A 17,538-nucleotide genomic window follows, 5' to 3' on the forward strand; every position below is an offset into this window, starting at 1 on the left:
TCGGCGGCGGCCGGCAGGGGCGCCCGGGCGGCGCCGGCGGCGGCTTCGGCGGCTTCTCCCAGCGCGGGGCCGACACCCGGGCCAAGCTCGAGATCGACCTCGTCGACGCCATCCGTGGCGGCAAGCAGCGTATCGCCTTCTCGGACGGCCGCACCATCGACGTCACCATCCCCAAGGGCGCCCAGGACGGCCAGAGCCTGCGCCTGAAAGGACAGGGCGCGCCCGGCCGCTCGGGCGCCGGCGACGCCTTCATCGAGATCGTCATCAAGCCGCACCCGCTCTATCGGCGGGAAGACGGCGCGCTGGTCATGGACCTGCCCATCGCCTTCTACGACGCGGTGCTGGGCGGCAAGGTCGAGGCGCCGACCCCTGACGGCCCGGTCAACGTCGCGGTGCCCAAGGGCGCCAACACCGGCACGCGCCTGCGCCTGAAGGGCCGGGGCCTTTCGGACGCCAAGGGCCACCGCGGCGACCTCTTCGCCCGCCTGGTCGTCGTCCTCCCGGAGGGACCCGATCCCGCCCTGGACGCCTTCGCCGAAGAGGCCCGCGCGAAACGCCCCTACACGCCGAAGCGGCGCTAGGTCCCCTTCTCAGGAGCCTCATGGCCGGGCTTGTCCCGGCCACCCAGATACGAGGCGCTCGCAGCAAGGCGCGCGGCATCGACGCCGCGGGTCATCAGTCGGACGACGGCGCTTCTGGGTGGCCGGGACAAGCCCGGCCATGACGTTCCAATTTAGGGGCGATATGGCCAGCGTAGCTGTTGGCCTAACCAACGTGACCTAATATCCGTGTTCAGCCGGGGTTCAGTCCGGGCCTCGTACTCAAGGTCTCCATGAAACGCCTCTTCGCCCTTGCCGTCCTGGCGCTGGTTGCAGCCGGTCCCTCCGTGGCCGACGCGCAATCCGGCCGTCCGGTGCTGGGCTTCGGCGAGGACCGTGGCCGCGGCGCCCAGGCGCCGCTGTCGCAGGTGCTGCGCAATCTCGCGGCGCGCTATCCCGGCCGCCATCTGAACACCACGACCGGCGATTATGGCGGCCGGCCCGCCTACTTCGTCCAGTGGCAGATGGAGAACGGTCGGGTGGTCGTGTTCGTTGTGGACGCAGAGAGCGGTCAGGTCATCGGCCGCCAAGGCGGCTGAACCCCAGAAGAAAGAAGGGACGCTTAGGTGCGCATCCTGCTTGTTGAAGACGATCCGGACCTGTCGCGTCAGCTGAAGCTGGCGCTTGGCGACGCGGGCTATGCGGTCGATCACGCCCCCGACGGCGAGGAAGCCCAGTTCCTGGGCGAGACCGAGCCGTACGACGCCATCATCCTCGACCTGGGCCTGCCCAAGGTGGACGGGGTGTCGGTGCTGGAGCGCTGGCGGCGCGAGAACATGGCCTCGCCGGTGCTGATCCTCACCGCCCGCGGCGCGTGGAGCGAAAAGGTCGCGGGCTTCGACGCCGGCGCCGACGACTATCTGACCAAGCCGTTCCACACCGAGGAGCTGCTGGCCCGTCTGCGCGCGCTGTTGCGCCGCACGGCCGGCCACGCCAGCCCGAACCTCGCGTGCGGCGGCCTGCGCCTCGACCCGCGCGCGGCCCGCGCCAGCGTCAACGGCGAGCCGCTGCGGCTCACCTCGCTGGAGTACCGCCTGCTGCACTACCTGATGATGCACCAAGGCCGGGTGATCAGCCGGACCGAGCTGGTCGAGCACCTCTACGACCAGGACTTCGACCGCGACTCCAACACCATCGAGGTGTTCATCGGCCGCGTGCGCAAGAAGATCGGCTCCGACCGCATCGAGACTGTCCGCGGCCTCGGCTACCGCCTCATCTGCCCGGCCGACGAGGTCGACGCGGAGGCCGCCAAGACGTGACGCCCGCGGGGGTAGCCGGTCTGAAGGCCCGCCATGAGCCTGCTTGAGGGCCTGACCCGGCCCTCGCTCGCCCGGCGGCTGGTGATCCTGGCCTCGGGCGGGATCGTCGCCGCCCTGGCGATCGCCGCCGTCGTGCTGGCGCTCCTGTTCCAGCAGGCGGCGCTGCGCCGCTTCGACGCCAACCTGTCGGACCTCATCGACAACCTGATCGCCGGCACCACCATCGAGCAGGGTGAGGTGGTGGCCCCCGCGCTGACCGACCTGCGGGCGCTGCGCGCGCTCTCCGGCCGCTACTGGGAGATCGCCGAGGTCACCCCGGACGGCAAGATGCGGGCGGTCGAGGAACTCACCTCGCGCTCGCTCTACCAGTCGGAACTGTACATCCCGCCCGATCTGGCCCAGCGGCTCCAGGCCGATCCCGGCAAGCCCATCGCCTACGACGCCCCCGGCCCCCAGCCGGGCGAAAGGGTCCGGGTGCTGGCCCGCTGGACCACCTTCTACGGCCTCAAGCAGCCCCTCGTGTTCCTGGCCGCGGAGGACAGCCGCCCGGTCGACCGCGAGGTGGCGGGCTTCGTCACCGCCACGGCTGTGGCCTTCGGCCTCCTGGGCCTGGGCCTGATCGTCGCCGTGATCGTCCAGGTGCGGGTGGGCCTGCGCCCGCTGTTCCGCCTGCGCACCGAGGTGGCCGAGGTGCGTCGGGGCAAGACCGAGCGCCTCCAGGGCGCCTATCCGTCGGAACTGCGGCCGCTCACCGACGAACTCAACGCGCTCGTCGCCCACAACCAGGAGACCGTCGAGCGCCAGCGCACCCACGTCGGCAACCTGGCGCATGCCTTGAAGACCCCGATCTCGGTGATGATCACCGAGGCCGCCCAGCGTCCCGGCCCTCTGGCCGACGTGGTCACCCGCCAGGCCGACGTCATGCGTCAGCAGGTCGACCACCATCTGCGCCGCGCCCGCGCCGCCGCGCGCAGCCAGGGGCAGGGCGAGCGCACGTCGGTGGCCGAGGTGCTGGACGAACTGGCCCGTACGCTGGAGCGCATTTTCCGGGACAAGGGCGTCACCATCGACTGGGACGCTCCCGACGACCTCTGGTTCCTGGGCGAGCGCCAGGACTTCATGGAGATCGCGGGCAACGCCATGGAGAACGCCGGCAAGTTCGGGCGCCGCAAGGTGCGCGTGCGCGCAGTGGCGGACGGTCCGGAGACGCTACGGCTCACCGTCGAGGATGACGGCTCCGGTCTCACGCCCGATCAGCGCGAGGAGGTGGTGCAGCGCGGGGCCCGTCTGGATGAGAGCGCGCCGGGCTCGGGCCTCGGACTGTCGATCATCGATGAGCTGGCGAGGGCCTACCGGGGATCTCTCGAGCTGGCCGGAGCCAGCCTGGGCGGCCTGGCCGTCATCGTGCGCCTGCCTCGCGCCACGGACTGAAAAAACTCAGTATTGGTAAAGCTTTAACCTTGCGCTTGCCATGTTGTGGGCTAACGGCGTTCGGCCGGGACCTGAGCAAGAATGACGGCGCTTCCCGAGCGCAAGATCGAGATCGTCCGACGCCTGGTCGAAAGCGCCCCCGACCGGGTGGTCGGCAGCCTGCAACAGGCGCTCTCCGCCACGCCGCCCGAAGGCGCGTTGGGGGCCGTGAAGGCTGTGGTCGAGGCCGAGGTCGCCGACCGCAATCTCCGCAACATCATCTTTCAGCCCATCGCTCCGCTGTGCATCGGCGGCGACGCCCCGGGCCTGTCCTTTCCCCCCCGTTCGCTCGCCATGATGTGGCAGGCTCTCAAAACTCTGTTCCCAGAGGACGTCGAGGAACTGCGACGCGACGATTTCCCAGACCCGCGAAAGCGGATCGACGCCCAGGACCGCATCGTCGCCGCCGCCCTCGAGGGATTGCGCCAGGGTTCTCATCCCGACTTTGTCGCGGCCGCCGGGTTGGCTGAGAGCGCCCGCGCCGGCGCCGCCGAGCAGCTTATGGCCTGCCTGGAGATTTCCGGGGTGGTGCGCCGGGCGACCGCACGCCTGGCCGAGTGGATCGCTCATCCCGGCGGCGAGACATCGGCCGGCGCGCGCCTGGCCTATCGGGACTCGGTGGCGATCGCCGACGACGCCGGCCCGCGCTTTTTCCACATGCTGGCCGCCCAGATGGCCCATCCGTGGATGATCATGCGCATCATCTCGGCGGTTATGGACAAGCCCACCGAACGCTACATGAAGGACTCCGAGGTCTCGAGCTTCGCCGAGGCCCTCATGGACGAGATCGACGCCTCGATCGCCGCCATCGCCGAAATGAACCTGGAGCAGGGGCCGCAGGTCGGCAGCGCCGGCGCGCAGCGCGCCGAGTTGGCCGTCCAGCAGATCCTGGAGATGGAAGCCTCGGTCGAGCTGCCGCGCGATCAGGGGTGGGGCCAGCGCGTGGTCAAGCAGCGCGCAAGCCTCGCCGGGGTCATCGAGGGCCGGCTGAAGGAAGCCGAACGCATCGCCATCGAGTCGCTGCCGATGTTCGCGCCCCGCAATCAGCGCGTCCGCCATCAGATCCCGTTGCTGACCGAGATGCCGGACCAGCGGCGGGTCGTCAGCGCCATGACGCTGCTCACCTTCTCGCAGGACCTGCGGTCCAGTGCGAACTACGGCGGCTTCTCAAGCGCCCGCAACAAGCTGGTCGACAAGCTGGGGGAGTATATCGATCACTACGTCGAATCCGTCGTCGACCTCGCGCGCACCGACGAGGTCGAGGATCGCGCGATCGCGGCCGCCTTCCTGGAAACGGCGGCCGCGTACAACCACCTGATCCGTGGGGAGAAGGCGGCCGAGATCACCCGTCGCCGCGCCCACGCCGCCCTGGCCCGCGACCCGCAGTCTCTCGCCAGCTAAGCGCAGGACTTCGCGCGCCTGCGGCGCGTCGCGGGTGGCCCGCCAATTGCAGAGAACGTGTTCAACGACCCTTGCAACGAGGGCCTGCTACAGGGCTATTCCCAGCGTTCGATGCGCGCGCCGTCCCTACGATTGTCCGAGCTGCTCCGTGCGAGCGCGTCCAAGAGCGCGCCCATCGAGCTCCTGCTCGACTCGTGGTCCCAGGTGGAGGACGCGGTGCTCGCCGACACCGGCCATGCCCGCGATGACCTCGCCGCCGCCTCCAGCGCGCTGCCGCCGATCGCGGGCGCCATCTCCGACCGCCGGGCGCTGGCCACGGCGGTGATGACGGTCGCCGGCCAGGTCTGTTTCGCCGACGCCGCCTACCGCGAGCTGTTCCCCGACGTCGCCGACCTGCGCCCCCTCCTGAAGCGCGCACGCAGGGAAGGTCCCCTGGTGAGCCTTGTGGAGGGGGTGGCCGCGGCGGCCTTCACCGCCTGGATCGGCGACGCCGAAGCGGCCGCCCGCTGGCCGCTCGACCCCGAGGCCAAGGCCGCCCTGGCCGCCGGGCCTGATCGGCTGGTGGTCGTGGTGGGCGCGCCGTCGCGCTCCTCCGAGCTGGCCCGTCGCGCGGCGCGTGTCCTGGACCTCACAGCCCTGGAGGCGCGGCTGGCCGAAGCTCTCATGTTCGCGCCGAACCTCGAGGTGGCCGCCGCCGACGCCGGCGTGGGTCGCGAGACCGCGCGAGACGCGCTGCGCCGCATCAACGCCAAGGCCGGCGTGCGCCGCACGCCCGAACTGATCGGCCGCCTGATCGGCGTGATGTGCGTGGCCCAGGCGAACGGCGAGGATGACGCGGCGCTGGCCGAGACGGCCTTCGGTCTGACGCCCGCCGAAGCGCGGGTCGGCGCCCAGATCGCCCGCGGCCTGACGGCTCCGGAGACGGCCCAGGCGCTGGGGCTCAGCCCCGAGACCGTGAAGACCCATATGAAGGCCGTGCTGCACAAGACCGGGGCCAAGGGCGCCAAGGACTTCGCCCGCCTGCTGGGAGAGGCCCGGGAACTGGTGGCCGTCGCCTCGGCCTCGGAATCGGTGTTCGGGGAGGAGGAGGGCGGCGGCCGCCTGCGTGTGATCGCCTCGCTGGACGGCGCGCGCCGGATCGCCCTGATCGACTATGGCCCCTACGACGCCCAGCCGGTGCTGGTGTTCCACGGAGCCGCCGCAGGCCGACGGCTGCCCGACGGCCTGCGCCAGGCCCTCATCGGCGCGGGCCTGCGACCGATCGTTGTTCAACGGCCCGGCTTCGGCCTGACCGACCCGGCCGGCGGCGACTACACGGCCACGGCGGCGGCCGACATGGCGGCGGTGGTCGAGCGCCTGCGCCTGCGAAAGGTGCATCTGCTGGCGCGGGACACGGGAACTCCGTCGGCCCTGGCCTTCGCCCAGGACTATCCCGACCTTCTGGATCGCATGGTGCTGATGAACCCGCATCCGCCCATGCACCTGGAGGACCAGCGCACCACCTTCGTGGCCTCGGTCCAGCGCCACCTGCTGCGCAATCCTGACCTAGTGGTGGCCTTCGCCGAGTTCCTGCGCCGCCAGGCCACGACCCGGCTTCTGGAGCGCATCCTCTTCAAGGCCCTTGAAGCGGAGGCCGACCTCCGCGCCCTGGAAGACCCGGCGGTCCGCCAGTTTCTCATCCGCGACATCCAGGCCATGTGCGCCCGCTCGGTCTACGGGTTCGCCGCCGAGCACGCCGTCTACGCCAACGACTGGCGCCCGACGCCGACGGCTGCCCGGCACGCGGGCTGGGTGGTGGCCCAATCCACCGGACTGACCGGCCATGTGGAACCCTCGTGGATCGGCGTCCGCGACCTGCGGATCGTCGAGATCCCCGACGCCGGCGTCCTGCCCCAGTTCACCCACCCCGCCCACCTCGCCGCGCTGTTCGCCTAGAGCCCGTCCGGATTGGCCCGCCAACGGTGGCTCGTTCCCGCCGGGACGCGCTCTGGAAGCGACACCCCCATTCGGGGGAGGGCGCCGCGATTTCCGCGACTTAGCTTGTCCCCATCAGCGCTTCATGGGGGCATACATGCGCAGGATCTTCACCACCGCAGCGGCTGTGGCCGCCCTTCTTTCGGGCTCGGCCGCGTCGGCCCAGGGCCTGCAGGTCAGCTACGCCACCGACGCGACCATGGACTGTGCGGCGATCGCCGCCGAGTCGGGCCGCATGGACCAGCTGGTCGCCGCGGCGAACGCCAAGATCGGCAAGGCCGACGGCTCGGCGCAAGGCGCCAACCTGGCCTCGACCGTGGCGGTCGAAGGGCTGGCGCGCTCGGGGATGCTGGCGCGGGTGCCCGGCGTGGGCATGTTCGCCAACCAGGCCGCCGGGATGGCCAAGCAGCGCGCCGCCCAGGTGCGCGCCCAGGCCGAAAGCGAGATCCAGGTCGCCACCACCCGCAAGGCCGTGATGGTGGGTCTGTACACGGGCAAGGGCTGTGACGCCGCGCCCGCCGCCGCCGCCGCCGAGCCCGCCCCGTCCGCGCCCACGGGCTTCTGATCCGCCTTCCGGGCTTGGAGCGCATGTCTCCCGATCTGCGCTCCGGGAGGGCCACCCGTGATTCCGCGCAGGCCGGCCGACGGGGCGACGCCCCCATGCGCGACTCCGCAGGACGGCTTTTCACGGGTGGCCGCATCTCCCGACCTGGCGCGTCGGCGCCGGCTCTCCTCGCGCAGGCATCGGGCCGCATTTCGCGTTCACGGCGAACCCGGTTGCCTTTGCGTCACCCCTTCGCCAAAGCTTGATCATGGCGGTCGCCGCAAAGTCTCCGGGGAATAGGACGCTGGCCGAAAGGGCCGGGAGCGTCCTGCTGAGCCTCTTGGTCGCCGCGGCTCTGGTCGCCGCCACGACGCTGCTCCGCGCCGCGCTGACGCCTCACCTGGGCGCCCTTTCGCCCTTCATGCTTTACGTCGCCGCGGTTCTCGCCGCCGGGCTCCTGCGCGGCCCCCTCTGCGGGGCGCTGGTGATGCTGGGCGGCGGCCTTGTGGGCTTCCGGCTGTTCCTCAGTCCCGGCGGGGTCAACCAGCACGGCGCCGAGCTGGCGCTGATGATCTTCTGGGGCGTCTCGATCCCGGTGCTGCTGACCGCCAACGAACTGCGCGTTCAGCTCAAGGTCGCCATGGACCGGCTCAGCGCCGCCCTCCAGCGCCACGGGTCCGCGTCACGCTGACGGAATCTCTCCCGCATGGGGAGAACTGTCGGATATCGAACACAACCTTCCGGCGCACCGTGTATAGTGGAGCTGCCGTTGGAAGGGTGACCCCCGATGCCCCTCTTTTCATTCTATCCTTGCCGCGAGGACGGATCGTCCACGGCCTTCGAGACCTTCGAACAATACAGCGACGACGATGCTCTCGAACGCGCCGGTCAGGTGCTGCGCGAGCATGCCAGCGCCGTCGAGGTCGTCGTCTGGCAGGGTGAGCGGCGCGTCGGCGCCGTGCAGCGGTTGGGCGCCGACGCCTGATCTGCGCTTGCTCTTGATCGCGGCTTCGGCCAAAGCGACCTCATGTCGAGCGTCCCTGCCAAGGATCGGCGTGTCGCGGCGGTGCGCATCATGGCCGCCGTCAGCGTCGTGCTGGCCATCATGTGCGTGACCCTGGCCTGGGCCTGGACCGAGCAGCGAGAGGAAGCCGCGTGCTGGCGCATCGCTGCGGAGTTCCAGCGCATCCCGGAGAGCGACTGCCGCGGGTCGTTCTGGGCCAGCCGCGACCCGAACAACGATCCCGCGCCCCCGCCCTGACCGTGTTGCGGACCTTTCTGGCGGTTGCGGCTTTGGCCGCAGCCTTCCCGGCCGCCGCCCAGACAGCGGCGAAGACCCCGATGGTCCTCTACCGCAACGCCACGCTGATCGACGGCACGGGCGCCCCCGGTCGCCCCGGCATGTCGGTGCTGGTCGAGGGCGAGAGGATCTCTGACGTCCGCCTCGACGCCCAGCTCGCCGCGCCCGCCGGCGCCCGCGTCGTGGATCTCACCGGCAAGTTCCTGGCGCCGGGCCTGATCGACAGCCACGAGCACCTGGCCACGCCGCCCAACCGCATCCGCGCCGAGGCCAGCCTGCGCCGCGACATCTATGGCGGCGTCACCCTGGTGCGCGACATGGCCGACGACCTGCGCGCCGTCGCCGAACTGGCCCGCGCCAGCCGCAAAGGCGAGATCGCCGCCCCTGACATCCGCTACGCCGCGCTCATGGCGGGGCCCAGCTTCTTCGCCGACCCGCGCACCGTCGCCGTCAGCTACGGCTACACGCCCGGCAAGACGCCCTGGATGCAGGCCATCGACGCCACGACCGATCTGCGGGAGGCTGTGACCCTCGCCCGCGGCACGTCGGCCGTTGCGATCAAGATCTACGCGAACCTGCCCGGCGACCTCGTGGCGAAGATCACCGCCGAGGCCCATCGCCAGGGCCTGCAGGTGTGGGCCCACACCGCCGTCTACCCGGCCACGCCGGATGAGGTCGTCGCCGCGCGGCCCGACGCCATGAGCCACGCCTGCAGCCTGGGCCACGCCGTGGCCGGCACGCCGGGCTCGTACCAGTCGCGCACGCCGATGGACGACAAGCCGTTCCTGGCCGCCGACAACCCGGCGGTCGAGGCGCTGCTCCAGAAGATGAAGACGGCCGGCATCGTGCTGGACGCCACCACCAGCATCTACCAACAGGCCCGTCCGGGCGGTCGTCCCGGCCTCTGCTCGGGCGCGATGTCCGAAGCGCTGGCGCGCCAGGCCTACCGGGCCGGCGTCACAATCAGCGCCGGCACCGACTGGGTCGCCCCCTACGACGACCCCTGGCCCACCCTGCACCGGGAAATGGCGGCGCTGGCCACGGCGGGCCTGCCGCTCAGCGAAGTGATCAAGGCCGCCACCCTCAATGGCGCCCGCGCGGCCGGCGCCGAGGACGAGGCGGGCACGATCCAGGCCGGCAAGCTCGCAAACCTGATCGTCCTGGCCAGGGATCCCACCGCCGATCTCGAGAACCTCAAGTCCCTGGAGTTCACGGTCAAGCGCGGCCGCGAATACCGGCGCGCCGACTTCACGCCCCTGACCACGGCCGAGATGGACGAGACGGAGTAGCCTCAGATCTTCGGCTTCAGGTCCGGTCGCGAGGCCAGGAACGCGGCCCGCTCGGCGGCGGTCAGCACCTTGGCCTTCTTCTGCCGCGACACCTTGGGCGTCGGCGGGGCGTAGGTGGCGGGGGGCTTGGACGGAGGGCTCATCGCTTGCGGAACCTCGAGGCCTCGGCGGCCAGTTTGCTCACCCACGCTTCGGGCGCGTCGCTCTCGGCCTGGAAGGGCAGCGTGCCCGCCACGCCACGGATCGCCAGCCACAGCGGCCCGCAGAAATGCCCCAGCACGCGCAGCGGCCGGCGCTTGTCGTCGGTCACGTCCCACCCGGCGTCCTCGAAGGCGAACACCTGGGCGGCCGGCGGCTTGGTCTCGATATGGTCCCAGTCGGCGGGCCGCGGCGCCGCGTCGGCCTCGTCGGCGGTCAGGCCGAACAGCGCCGTTGCGCATTCGTCGATCTCGGGGTGTTCGGCGCGCGCCTCGGGCTCGGCGAAGTCGCGCTTCATCAGCGCCTTCAACTCCAGGTCCGCGATGCCGGGCAGGTCGATCAGGCGGCGCAACGCCGGCTTGCTGGTCATGACCACGGCCTAACCCGGATGGCGCGCCTTGGCGAGCGGCATGGGCTGCCTCCCTTGCAGCAGGGCGGTGTTCCGGGGCCTCGGCTTTCGGATTCCCGTCGCATCGTTCGCGGAGTTTGCTAGCTTCGCGGCCTTCGAGGGGGAGAGACCGGTCACATGCAGAAGCGATCCGCCGCGATGGGCCTGGCCCTGGCGCTCCTCGCCGCTACGGCCGTCGCCCAGCCCGCGCCGCGCAATGCGGTCGGCAAGCCCGACCTCTCTGGCGTCTGGTCCAATGTCTCCCTCACCAAGCTGGAGCGCCCCGCGACGTTCAAGGGCCCAACGCTCACCGAGGCCGAGGCCAGGCGGATCGCCGCGTCGGATCCCCTCAAGGCCGCCGCTGCCGCCGACTCCAAGCCCAGCGACCCTAACGCCGGCGCCCCGCCCCCCACCGACGGCGCCATCGGCAGCGCCCACAGCGCCGTCTTCCTCGACGCCGGCGACAGCTTCGCCAAGGTCAAGGGCGAGTACCGCACCTCGTGGATCGTCGAGCCCGCTGACGGCCGCATGCCCCTGACCGATCTCGCGCGACAGCGCGCCCGCGAGGCCGCCGCCATGTCCAACCGCATGGACCCCGCCGGCCCGGAAGAGCTGGCCCCCAACGACCGCTGCCTGATCGGCTCGCGCGGGTCGGGCGGGCCGGGCATGCTCAACAACATCTACAATTCGAACTACCGCTTCCTGCTGACTCCGGACGCCTTCGTGGTGATCGTCGAAATGGGGTTCGGCGTGCGCACCATCCCGATCCTGAAGGACAAGGCCGCCGCACAGGCCGCTCACGGCCCGGCCGCCCTGCATCCCTGGATGGGCGACGCCACCGCCTGGTGGGAGGGCGACGTTCTCGTCATCGAGACCATCAACGTGAACCCGGTGCAGGGCCGCTTCGGCCCGATCTTCCTGTCCGAGAAGGCCCGCGTCACCGAGCGCCTGACCCGCGCCTCGGCGAAGGAGATCGCCTACGAGTTCCAGGTGGAGGACCCGGTCCATTACACCCAGCCCTGGCGGGCCGAGATGGTGCTCACCGCCCTCGACGGCGACATCTACGAATACGCCTGCCACGAAGGGAACTACGCCATGACCGGCATCCTCGGCGGCGCCCGCGCCAAAGAAGGGTCGGGCGGACAGGCGCCATAGGTGTTGCCAATAGTTGCATTCTGATAGAAATCTCGCGAAAGTTGCTTCGGGTGAGCCCGCATGGCTCAGCGGGGGACTTCCAGATGCTGCGAATGTTCACGATCGGTGCTGCGGCGACCCTGTATGCGGGCGCCGCTTGGGCACAGGCCTCAACGTCTCTTCCACTCGACAAAGACCTCTCCACGCGGGCGCAGTCCGCGGACAAGTCGAATGCCGACGCACCATCGGCCAGTCTCAAGCTCTTCCTCTCGAGCGAGTATGTCGCATCAGGCGACGTGGACGCGATCGGCGGCTCGGATCTGCAGGAGAACAGCTCCAGTGTCACGACCGGCCTAGAAGGCGAGGCTGAGGTGAACAGCATCCTCAAGGTGTCGGCCTCAGGCTCAGCCGGCCTGACGGAGGACTACCTGGCGGCGGACAAGGACGGCGCCAACTTCTCCGGATCGGTCAAGCTGGGCGTATCGGGCAAGCCGATCGCCCCGTTTCTGAAGTACGGCGTGGCGCGGAAGTACATGGGCGTCTTCGACGATTACGACCGCACCGAACAGACCTTCACGGTGGGATCGATCTTCGACATCCCGATCTGGCGGCGCTGCCCAACGGCGGACGATTGCACGCGGGTGCTCGGGGTGAAGATCACACCGTCCATCGGCTACACAAAGTCCGACAAGAACGCGAAGGAGCGCTCGACGCCGGGCGTGACCGTGGCGTTCGACGGCCTGGACACCCTCGGCATCAAGTGGACGCTCGAAGGCCTGCACGAGTGGCAGAAGTTCGAAGAACCTGGAGTCGGCATGACGAGGCGCCGGCGTGACGAGCGCAGCCAAGTCTATCTCGGAACCGATCTCGTCGGGCTGCTGGATAAGCTGCCGGGTGAGCAGAACCTAAAGTTCCTGAGTGCGATCAAGGTGGGCGTTCGCTGGGTTCGCCACGAGTCCAATTCGCCCGATCCCACGGAGAGCTACGAGCGTTGGCAGTTCCTACCGACGATTCGCCTAGAGCATCCGATCGGCGCCAACTGAGCCACGCGGCCTACCATCGGCAAATCATATCGCGCAGATGGTCTGCGGCGTGCTGTAGCGGCGCCAACGCGCCAACCGTCACCCCGCCGGGCGGGCAGAGGCCATGACCTTTTCCACTTCGGGCAGCGAGGCCTGGAAGTAGTGCTCGGCCGGGGCGAGGAACAGCACGAACGCGGTCTTGCCCGCGGCTTCGGACGCCAGCGCCGTGCCCTGCACGTCCAGTCCGTCCTCGGTGCGCGCCGTGATATCGAAGCGGACCGCCTGCTGTTCGCCGAACTTCGCCGGCCGCGGCTTCATCGTCTCGACGCGCTGGTAGCCCATCGCCGCGATGCTGTCGGCGACGAACTCCATCCGCTCCGAGCTGTTCATGCCGGCCCGCAGCTTCGGCGTCGGCCGCTCCTTCGACGGCGACTTCACCAGCGACTCGCCCACGGCCAGCCCGTCGGTGATGTAGAGCCGGTTCAGGATCGGCCCGTCGATCGAGAGCACCTTCACCTTCTTGAGGCCGCCGGCCAGCAGGACGCTGACGTCCGACCAGTCGCGGCCGAGCGTCACCTGCGAGGCGCCGGCCTTGTAGGGGCCAGCGGGCGCCTTGGGGATCGTTTCGCAGGCGGCCAGCGCCAGGACGGCGGCGGCGGCCAGGAGGGGGCGCAGGATACGCATGTCAGTCACCTTTCGAGAGGGCGTCCAGGGTTTCGCGCACCATCCAGGCGTCGTCGGCCTCGGGTGCGCGGCTGAGGTAGGTGGCGAGGGCGGCCTTGGCGCCGGCGGCATCTCCGGTGCGGCGGCGGGCCTCGCCCAGCTCGCGCCAGGCGGCGGGCGGCGCGTCGGCCTGTTCGGTGGCGGCCTGGTAGGCGAGGGCGGCGTTGGCCAGGTCGCCCGCCTTGCCCCGCTGCCGCAGCGCCTCGCCGCGATAGAAGTTGAGGACGCCCAGGTCTTCCTTGGCCTTCGACAGCCGGTCGATCGTGTGCAGGGTCTGGCCAAAGTCGCGCCGCCGCAGATCGTCCTTCAGCCACGCGGCCAGGAACGGCCGGATCGCGGCGCGGTGGCGGTTGGCCGCGACGCGGGTCGGGGCTGGCAGCTTGGCGGCCTCGGCGTCCAGCGCCTCGGCCCGGAGGGGGCTCAAGGGGTGGCTGTCGAAAATCCCCAGCCGGGTGTCCTGCTCGCGAACGCGTTTGAAGTCCGAGGTCGTCGTCTCGGCGATCAATCCTCGCCACAGGGTGCCGCCAGCCTGCGGCGAGTATCCCGCCGCCGCCATTCTGCGGAGGCCGACGATGTCGGCCTCTGTCTCGTGCTCGCGAGAGAATCTGAAGTAGCTTGAGATCGAGGCGAGATACACGACATCGATCAGGCTGCTTGTCGCATCCATGATCGATTGGGCGCTCTGCGGATTGGCGGACCCTGCGGCCGCCACCGTTCCGACCACCGCGATCCCCATTGCGACCACCATGGTCGCGTTGCGCCGCCGCTTGTCGGCCTCGTGGGCCTCAATGCTGTGGTTCTCGGAGAAGTGGGTCACCTCATGGCTGAGCACGAGCGCGAGTTCCGACTCGTCCTCGCAGCGCAGAAGCAGGCCGGACCACACCTCGCTGTAGCCGTTCGGCGCCATGGTGGCGTTGAAGAACGGGCGGTCCATCACATAGAGCCGGACGTCGCCGCAGTACTCGGTGGCGACCTTGCAAATGACGTCCCGGACATAGGCGTTGAGCGCGGCGTCGGTGTTGAGCTCCGCCTTCTGCCGCGCCTCGCGTTCGGCCTTATCCATGAGATCCCACAGCCCCGCCTCGACGCTGTCGACGGCAGGCTTCAGGCCCGGTGGGCGGGGCGCACTGAGCGCAGGCGTCGCTGCGACCAGGGCCGTAGCGGCCACCGCGCCCATCGCCTGGGCGCGTCCGCGGAACATCAGAGCGGGATGTCTTTGAGCAGCGACGCCGTCAGCGACTTCGCGCCCTCGGGCTCGCGCATGTCGGCGTTGGGCCCGGCGATGGCGACGTTGAACCAGACCACCTTGCCGCTCTTCAGGTCGACCAGCGAGGCCAACACCTGCTGCTGACCCATGGGCAGCGACACGCCCAGCATCGCCATGCCGATCGTCGCCGCCACGCGACCGCCGCTGGCGTAGTTGCCGTTGGCGTTCACGAACAGGGCGTACTGCGCGCCGTGCTGAGCCCCCAGCTCCCGCACGCCTTCCCCCAGCGTCCAGTCGAAATCCTTGCCCTTCGTCGGCAGGGACAGGCCCGAATAGTTGAACAGGATGATCGACTGGCCCACCGCGCCGTTCAGGCGCAGCAGCTGGCCGGTGCGCCCCTGCATCATCCCTTCGGGATCGATCATCTTGAAGCCGTGGGCCCGGGTCTTCAGCTGGGCCTCAATCTCGCGGGTCAGGTTGTCCTTGGCCGCCTTGCTCCAGTCGGCCCGCGGGTCGGTGACGCCGCTGGCGGTCAGCAGGCCCAGCTGGACATCGGGCTCCAGCATCAACACCTGCGAGCCGGCGGGCGGCTTGGGGCCGTCCTTGTTCGCGACCCGCGTGGACGTGGTGGTGCACGCCGCAAGCCATAGGCAAGCCAGCGCGATCGGAATGATACGCTTCAAGTACAGTCCCCCCAGGGCAGACACGCCGCGCGCGAGTCTGCGCCCCCCGCTCGCTATGCTATAGCGACGCTTGCTCCATGCAAGAGGAGCCTGCGAGGTTTTCAGCCGACTGAGCCTCAGAACCCGTGCAGATGCCCCCAGGCTTCCAGCGGGTCGCGCTCGGTGCGCCAGGTGTTGATCGGGGCGTCGGGGTCGCGGAAGCCCAGGGCCAGGCCGCAGAACAGCATCTGCTCGGGCGGCGCCCCAAGGAAACCCTCGACGGTCTTCGAGAACACCGACCAGTACTCCTGTGCGCAGGTGTCCAGCCCCTGCTCGACGGCCAGCAGCATCAGCGTCTGGATGTACATCCCAAGGTCCGACCACTGCGGCGGGCCCATGTTGCGCTCGATCAGGAAGAACACCCCCACCGGCGCGCCGAAGAACTCGGTGTTGCGCGCCAGTTGCCGGAAACGGCCCGCCTTGTCCTCCCGGGGAATACCGATCGAGGCATAGAGGTCCTCGCCGCACTTGAACCGCCGCGACCGGTAGGGCTCCCACAGGTTGTCGGGATAGATCGCATAGCTGGGCGCCGCGTCCGGCCCGTTGGCCCGCACCTGCGCCAGCAGCGCCGCCAGCCGCTCGCCCGTCACCGCATGTACGTGCCACGGCTGCAGGTTGCCGCCGCTGGGCGCCCGGCCCGCGCGTTCCAGCAGCTCGCGCACCGTGGCCGCGGGGACCGGATCGGGCCGGAAAGCCCGGATCGAGCGGCGGTGCTCGACCGCCTCGGAAACCTTCATGTCAGCGTCCCCCATGTGGCGCGTCGGCCAGCGTCAAAATCGTCTTGCCCGCGCCTTGTCCCGACAGGGCGAACGCCAGCGCGGCGGCGAAGTCCTCGAGCGCGAACGACCGGCCGACCGGCGGCGTCAGCGACCCGTCCGCCACCCAGCCCATCAGCTCGCTGAGCTCCGCCGCGGCGCGCTCGGCCTCGAACAGCAGGAACTGGCGCACGTCCACGCCCACAAGCGCCGCGCCCTTCATCAGGGTCAGGTTGGCCGGCAGCGCCGGGATCGGCCCGCCCGCGAAGCCCACCACCAGATGCCGCCCGCCCCAGCTCAGCGACCGGAAGGCCGGCTCGAACAGGGGCCCGCAGACCGGATCGAACACCACGTCCGGGCCGCGCCCGCCGCCAGCGTCCTTCAGCCGCTCGCGCCAGCCCTCGGGCGCGGTGTCGATCGCCACGTCCGCGCCATGCGCCAGCGCGAACGCGCGCTTCTCGTCGGTCGACGCCGCCGCGATCACCGTGGCGCCCAGCCGCTTGCCCACCTGCACCGCCGCCATGCCCACGCCGCCCGCGGCCCCCAGCACCAGCAGACGCTCACCGGCCTGCAGCCCCGCCCGGTCGCGCAGGCCGTGCAGCGCCGTCAGGTGATTGATCCGGAACCCCGCGGCCTGGCCGAAGCTCATCGCGTCCGGCAGCCTGACGACCGAAGCCGCAGGGGCGAGCGCGAACTCGGCGAAGCCGCCGCGCACGTTGGCCATCACCCGCTCGCCGACCGCCAGCCCTTCGACCTCGGCGCCCACCGCGGCGATCCAGCCGCCGGCCTCCTGGCCCGGCGTGTGGGGCAGGGGCGGCTTCACCTGATAGCGGCCCAGCGACACCAGCGCGTCCACATAGCCCACGCCACAGGCGGCGACCTGGACCACCACCTCCCTGGGTCCCGGCGTCGGGACCGCGGCCTCGATCAGCCGGTAGTCGGCGATCGACTCCAGCGTCTGGGCTTCCACTTTCCGCATCACCGCTCCTGCCTTGCGCGACCCGAACTTAGGCCCGCTCACGCGGCGGCGCCTTCCAGGAATTGCGGCCTCGCCTGTCCTGGAAGCCTTGCCTTCTAGAGCCCCAGGTCGCTCAGCCCCGGGTGATCATCGGGCCGCCGTCCCAGCGGCCAGTGGAACTTGCGGTCCGCCTCGGCGATGGGGTGCTCGTTGATGCTCGCGTAGCGGCGATGCATCAGCCCGTCCGCGGCGAACTCCCAGTTCTCGTTGCCATAGGCGCGGAACCAGTTGCCGCTGTCGTCGTGGTATTCATAGGCGTAGCGCACGGCGATCCGGTTCTCGGCGAACGCCCACAGCTCCTTGATCAGTCGGTAGTCCAGCTCCTTCGCCCACTTGCGCGTGAGGAAGGCTTCCACCTCGGCGCGCCCCTTCGGGAACTCGGCCCGGTTTCGCCAGACGGTGTCCTCCGTATAGGCGAGCGCCACCCGGGCGGGATCGCGGCTGTTCCAGCCGTCTTCGGCCAGCCTGACCTTCTCGCGGGCGGTCTCGAGGGAGAACGGGGGCAGTGGCGGACGTGACATGTCGGGCTCCTGAA

At 70.2% G+C, this 17,538-nt stretch carries 21 protein-coding genes; 12 read left to right on the plus strand and 9 right to left on the minus strand.

Translation table 11 applies throughout. From position 1 onward, the window contains the following. The 8 genes from EPN98_RS12115 to EPN98_RS12150 all read left to right on the plus strand — a co-directional run. Nucleotides 1-581 (plus strand): J domain-containing protein (locus tag EPN98_RS12115; RefSeq protein ID WP_293362963.1); only part of this gene is annotated, 581 nt, incomplete at its 5' end. A gap of 251 nt (nucleotides 582-832) precedes the next feature. Then, a complete protein-coding gene (locus tag EPN98_RS12120; protein WP_293362964.1) occupies nucleotides 833-1,138 on the plus strand; it encodes a hypothetical protein in 306 nt (101 codons plus the stop codon). Between the two features lie 27 nt (nucleotides 1,139-1,165). Further along, nucleotides 1,166-1,858, plus strand: a complete 693-nt coding sequence (locus EPN98_RS12125) for a response regulator transcription factor (protein ID WP_293362965.1) — start codon at nucleotides 1,166-1,168, stop codon at nucleotides 1,856-1,858. 33 nt (nucleotides 1,859-1,891) lie between these two features. After that, entirely contained in the window at nucleotides 1,892-3,289 is a 1,398-nt protein-coding gene (locus EPN98_RS12130) for an ATP-binding protein (RefSeq protein ID WP_293362966.1), read from the plus strand. 81 nt (nucleotides 3,290-3,370) lie between these two features. Continuing rightward, nucleotides 3,371-4,729: a hypothetical protein gene (locus EPN98_RS12135; protein ID WP_293362967.1), complete on the plus strand. Its 1,359-nt coding sequence runs from the start codon at nucleotides 3,371-3,373 to the stop codon at nucleotides 4,727-4,729. Between the two features lie 57 nt (nucleotides 4,730-4,786). Next, complete coding sequence (locus tag EPN98_RS12140) at nucleotides 4,787-6,664, plus strand: alpha/beta fold hydrolase (protein ID WP_293362968.1); 1,878 nt, start codon at nucleotides 4,787-4,789, stop codon at nucleotides 6,662-6,664. A 136-nt stretch (nucleotides 6,665-6,800) separates the two neighbouring features. Continuing rightward, nucleotides 6,801-7,268 (plus strand): hypothetical protein, encoded by a 468-nt coding sequence (locus EPN98_RS12145; RefSeq protein ID WP_293362969.1) that lies wholly within the window; start codon nucleotides 6,801-6,803, stop codon nucleotides 7,266-7,268. Nucleotides 7,269-7,515: 247 nt separating this feature from the next. Then, nucleotides 7,516-7,938, plus strand: a complete 423-nt coding sequence (locus tag EPN98_RS12150; protein WP_293362970.1) for a hypothetical protein — start codon at nucleotides 7,516-7,518, stop codon at nucleotides 7,936-7,938. 108 nt (nucleotides 7,939-8,046) lie between these two features. On the opposite strand, the gene EPN98_RS12155 is transcribed toward EPN98_RS12150, so the two are convergent. Then, entirely contained in the window at nucleotides 8,047-8,265 is a 219-nt protein-coding gene (locus tag EPN98_RS12155; RefSeq protein ID WP_293362971.1) for a hypothetical protein, read from the minus strand. Between the two features lie 9 nt (nucleotides 8,266-8,274). On the opposite strand from EPN98_RS12155, the gene EPN98_RS12160 reads away from it, so the two are divergent. Further along, the gene (locus EPN98_RS12160; RefSeq protein WP_293362972.1) at nucleotides 8,275-8,508 is read left to right on the plus strand and encodes a hypothetical protein; all 234 of its coding nucleotides are present in this window, start codon (nucleotides 8,275-8,277) and stop codon (nucleotides 8,506-8,508) included. Nucleotides 8,509-8,540: 32 nt separating this feature from the next. Continuing rightward, on the plus strand, nucleotides 8,541-9,836 hold the full coding sequence (locus EPN98_RS12165; RefSeq protein WP_293362973.1) for an amidohydrolase family protein: 1,296 nt from the start codon (nucleotides 8,541-8,543) through the stop codon (nucleotides 9,834-9,836). A gap of 2 nt (nucleotides 9,837-9,838) precedes the next feature. Here the strand turns inward: EPN98_RS12165 and EPN98_RS12170 are convergent, their stop codons facing one another. Both EPN98_RS12170 and EPN98_RS12175 read right to left on the minus strand, forming a co-directional pair. Then, nucleotides 9,839-9,979, minus strand: coding sequence for a hypothetical protein (locus EPN98_RS12170; RefSeq protein ID WP_293362974.1), 141 nt, complete (start codon nucleotides 9,977-9,979; stop codon nucleotides 9,839-9,841). Beyond that, nucleotides 9,976-10,404, minus strand: coding sequence for a hypothetical protein (locus EPN98_RS12175; protein WP_293362975.1), 429 nt, complete (start codon nucleotides 10,402-10,404; stop codon nucleotides 9,976-9,978). The genes EPN98_RS12170 and EPN98_RS12175 overlap by 4 nt, the downstream gene beginning before the upstream one ends. A 156-nt stretch (nucleotides 10,405-10,560) precedes the next feature. Between EPN98_RS12175 and EPN98_RS12180 the strand changes: the two genes are divergently transcribed. Together EPN98_RS12180 and EPN98_RS12185 are read left to right on the plus strand one after the other, a co-directional pair. Further along, entirely contained in the window at nucleotides 10,561-11,577 is a 1,017-nt protein-coding gene (locus EPN98_RS12180; RefSeq protein WP_293362976.1) for a hypothetical protein, read from the plus strand. A gap of 50 nt (nucleotides 11,578-11,627) precedes the next feature. Then, complete coding sequence (locus EPN98_RS12185; RefSeq protein ID WP_293362977.1) at nucleotides 11,628-12,599, plus strand: hypothetical protein; 972 nt, start codon at nucleotides 11,628-11,630, stop codon at nucleotides 12,597-12,599. A gap of 78 nt (nucleotides 12,600-12,677) precedes the next feature. On the opposite strand, the gene EPN98_RS12190 is transcribed toward EPN98_RS12185, so the two are convergent. The 6 genes from EPN98_RS12190 to EPN98_RS12215 form a co-directional block, all read right to left on the minus strand. After that, complete coding sequence (locus EPN98_RS12190; RefSeq protein ID WP_293362978.1) at nucleotides 12,678-13,262, minus strand: hypothetical protein; 585 nt, start codon at nucleotides 13,260-13,262, stop codon at nucleotides 12,678-12,680. A gap of 1 nt (nucleotide 13,263) precedes the next feature. After that, on the minus strand, nucleotides 13,264-14,502 hold the full coding sequence (locus tag EPN98_RS12195) for a M48 family metallopeptidase (protein ID WP_293362979.1): 1,239 nt from the start codon (nucleotides 14,500-14,502) through the stop codon (nucleotides 13,264-13,266). Beyond that, nucleotides 14,502-15,191, minus strand: a complete 690-nt coding sequence (locus EPN98_RS12200) for a hypothetical protein (protein WP_293362980.1) — start codon at nucleotides 15,189-15,191, stop codon at nucleotides 14,502-14,504. Before EPN98_RS12200 ends, EPN98_RS12195 begins: the two co-directional genes overlap by 1 nt. Nucleotides 15,192-15,307: 116 nt before the next feature. Then, nucleotides 15,308-15,967, minus strand: a complete 660-nt coding sequence (locus EPN98_RS12205; protein ID WP_293362981.1) for a nitroreductase — start codon at nucleotides 15,965-15,967, stop codon at nucleotides 15,308-15,310. A 1-nt stretch (nucleotide 15,968) separates the two neighbouring features. Beyond that, complete coding sequence (locus EPN98_RS12210) at nucleotides 15,969-16,964, minus strand: NADPH:quinone oxidoreductase family protein (protein WP_293362982.1); 996 nt, start codon at nucleotides 16,962-16,964, stop codon at nucleotides 15,969-15,971. A 95-nt stretch (nucleotides 16,965-17,059) separates the two neighbouring features. Then, nucleotides 17,060-17,524, minus strand: coding sequence for a nuclear transport factor 2 family protein (locus EPN98_RS12215; RefSeq protein ID WP_293362983.1), 465 nt, complete (start codon nucleotides 17,522-17,524; stop codon nucleotides 17,060-17,062). Between the last annotated feature and the right edge of the window lie 14 nt (nucleotides 17,525-17,538).

The organism is Phenylobacterium sp. (assembly GCF_004299445.1).
Classification (GTDB): Bacteria; Pseudomonadota; Alphaproteobacteria; order Caulobacterales; family Caulobacteraceae; genus Phenylobacterium.

What these genes read in the sequence shown, in the direction of transcription:
- EPN98_RS12120 (WP_293362964.1), top strand. Translation starts at nt 833, where the DNA reads ATGAAACGCCTCTTCGCCCTTGCCGTCCTGGCGCTGGTTGCAGCCGGT.
- EPN98_RS12130 (WP_293362966.1), top strand. Translation starts at nt 1,892, where the DNA reads ATGAGCCTGCTTGAGGGCCTGACCCGGCCCTCGCTCGCCCGGCGGCTG.
- EPN98_RS12135 (WP_293362967.1), top strand. Translation starts at nt 3,371, where the DNA reads ATGACGGCGCTTCCCGAGCGCAAGATCGAGATCGTCCGACGCCTGGTC.
- EPN98_RS12145 (WP_293362969.1), top strand. Translation starts at nt 6,801, where the DNA reads ATGCGCAGGATCTTCACCACCGCAGCGGCTGTGGCCGCCCTTCTTTCG.
- EPN98_RS12150 (WP_293362970.1), top strand. Translation starts at nt 7,516, where the DNA reads ATGGCGGTCGCCGCAAAGTCTCCGGGGAATAGGACGCTGGCCGAAAGG.
- EPN98_RS12160 (WP_293362972.1), top strand. Translation starts at nt 8,275, where the DNA reads ATGTCGAGCGTCCCTGCCAAGGATCGGCGTGTCGCGGCGGTGCGCATC.
- EPN98_RS12170 (WP_293362974.1), bottom strand. Translation starts at nt 9,979, where the DNA reads ATGAGCCCTCCGTCCAAGCCCCCCGCCACCTACGCCCCGCCGACGCCC.
- EPN98_RS12175 (WP_293362975.1), bottom strand. Translation starts at nt 10,404, where the DNA reads ATGACCAGCAAGCCGGCGTTGCGCCGCCTGATCGACCTGCCCGGCATC.
- EPN98_RS12180 (WP_293362976.1), top strand. Translation starts at nt 10,561, where the DNA reads ATGCAGAAGCGATCCGCCGCGATGGGCCTGGCCCTGGCGCTCCTCGCC.
- EPN98_RS12190 (WP_293362978.1), bottom strand. Translation starts at nt 13,262, where the DNA reads ATGCGTATCCTGCGCCCCCTCCTGGCCGCCGCCGCCGTCCTGGCGCTG.
- EPN98_RS12195 (WP_293362979.1), bottom strand. Translation starts at nt 14,502, where the DNA reads ATGTTCCGCGGACGCGCCCAGGCGATGGGCGCGGTGGCCGCTACGGCC.
- EPN98_RS12205 (WP_293362981.1), bottom strand. Translation starts at nt 15,967, where the DNA reads ATGAAGGTTTCCGAGGCGGTCGAGCACCGCCGCTCGATCCGGGCTTTC.
- EPN98_RS12210 (WP_293362982.1), bottom strand. Translation starts at nt 16,964, where the DNA reads ATGCGGAAAGTGGAAGCCCAGACGCTGGAGTCGATCGCCGACTACCGG.
- EPN98_RS12215 (WP_293362983.1), bottom strand. Translation starts at nt 17,524, where the DNA reads ATGTCACGTCCGCCACTGCCCCCGTTCTCCCTCGAGACCGCCCGCGAG.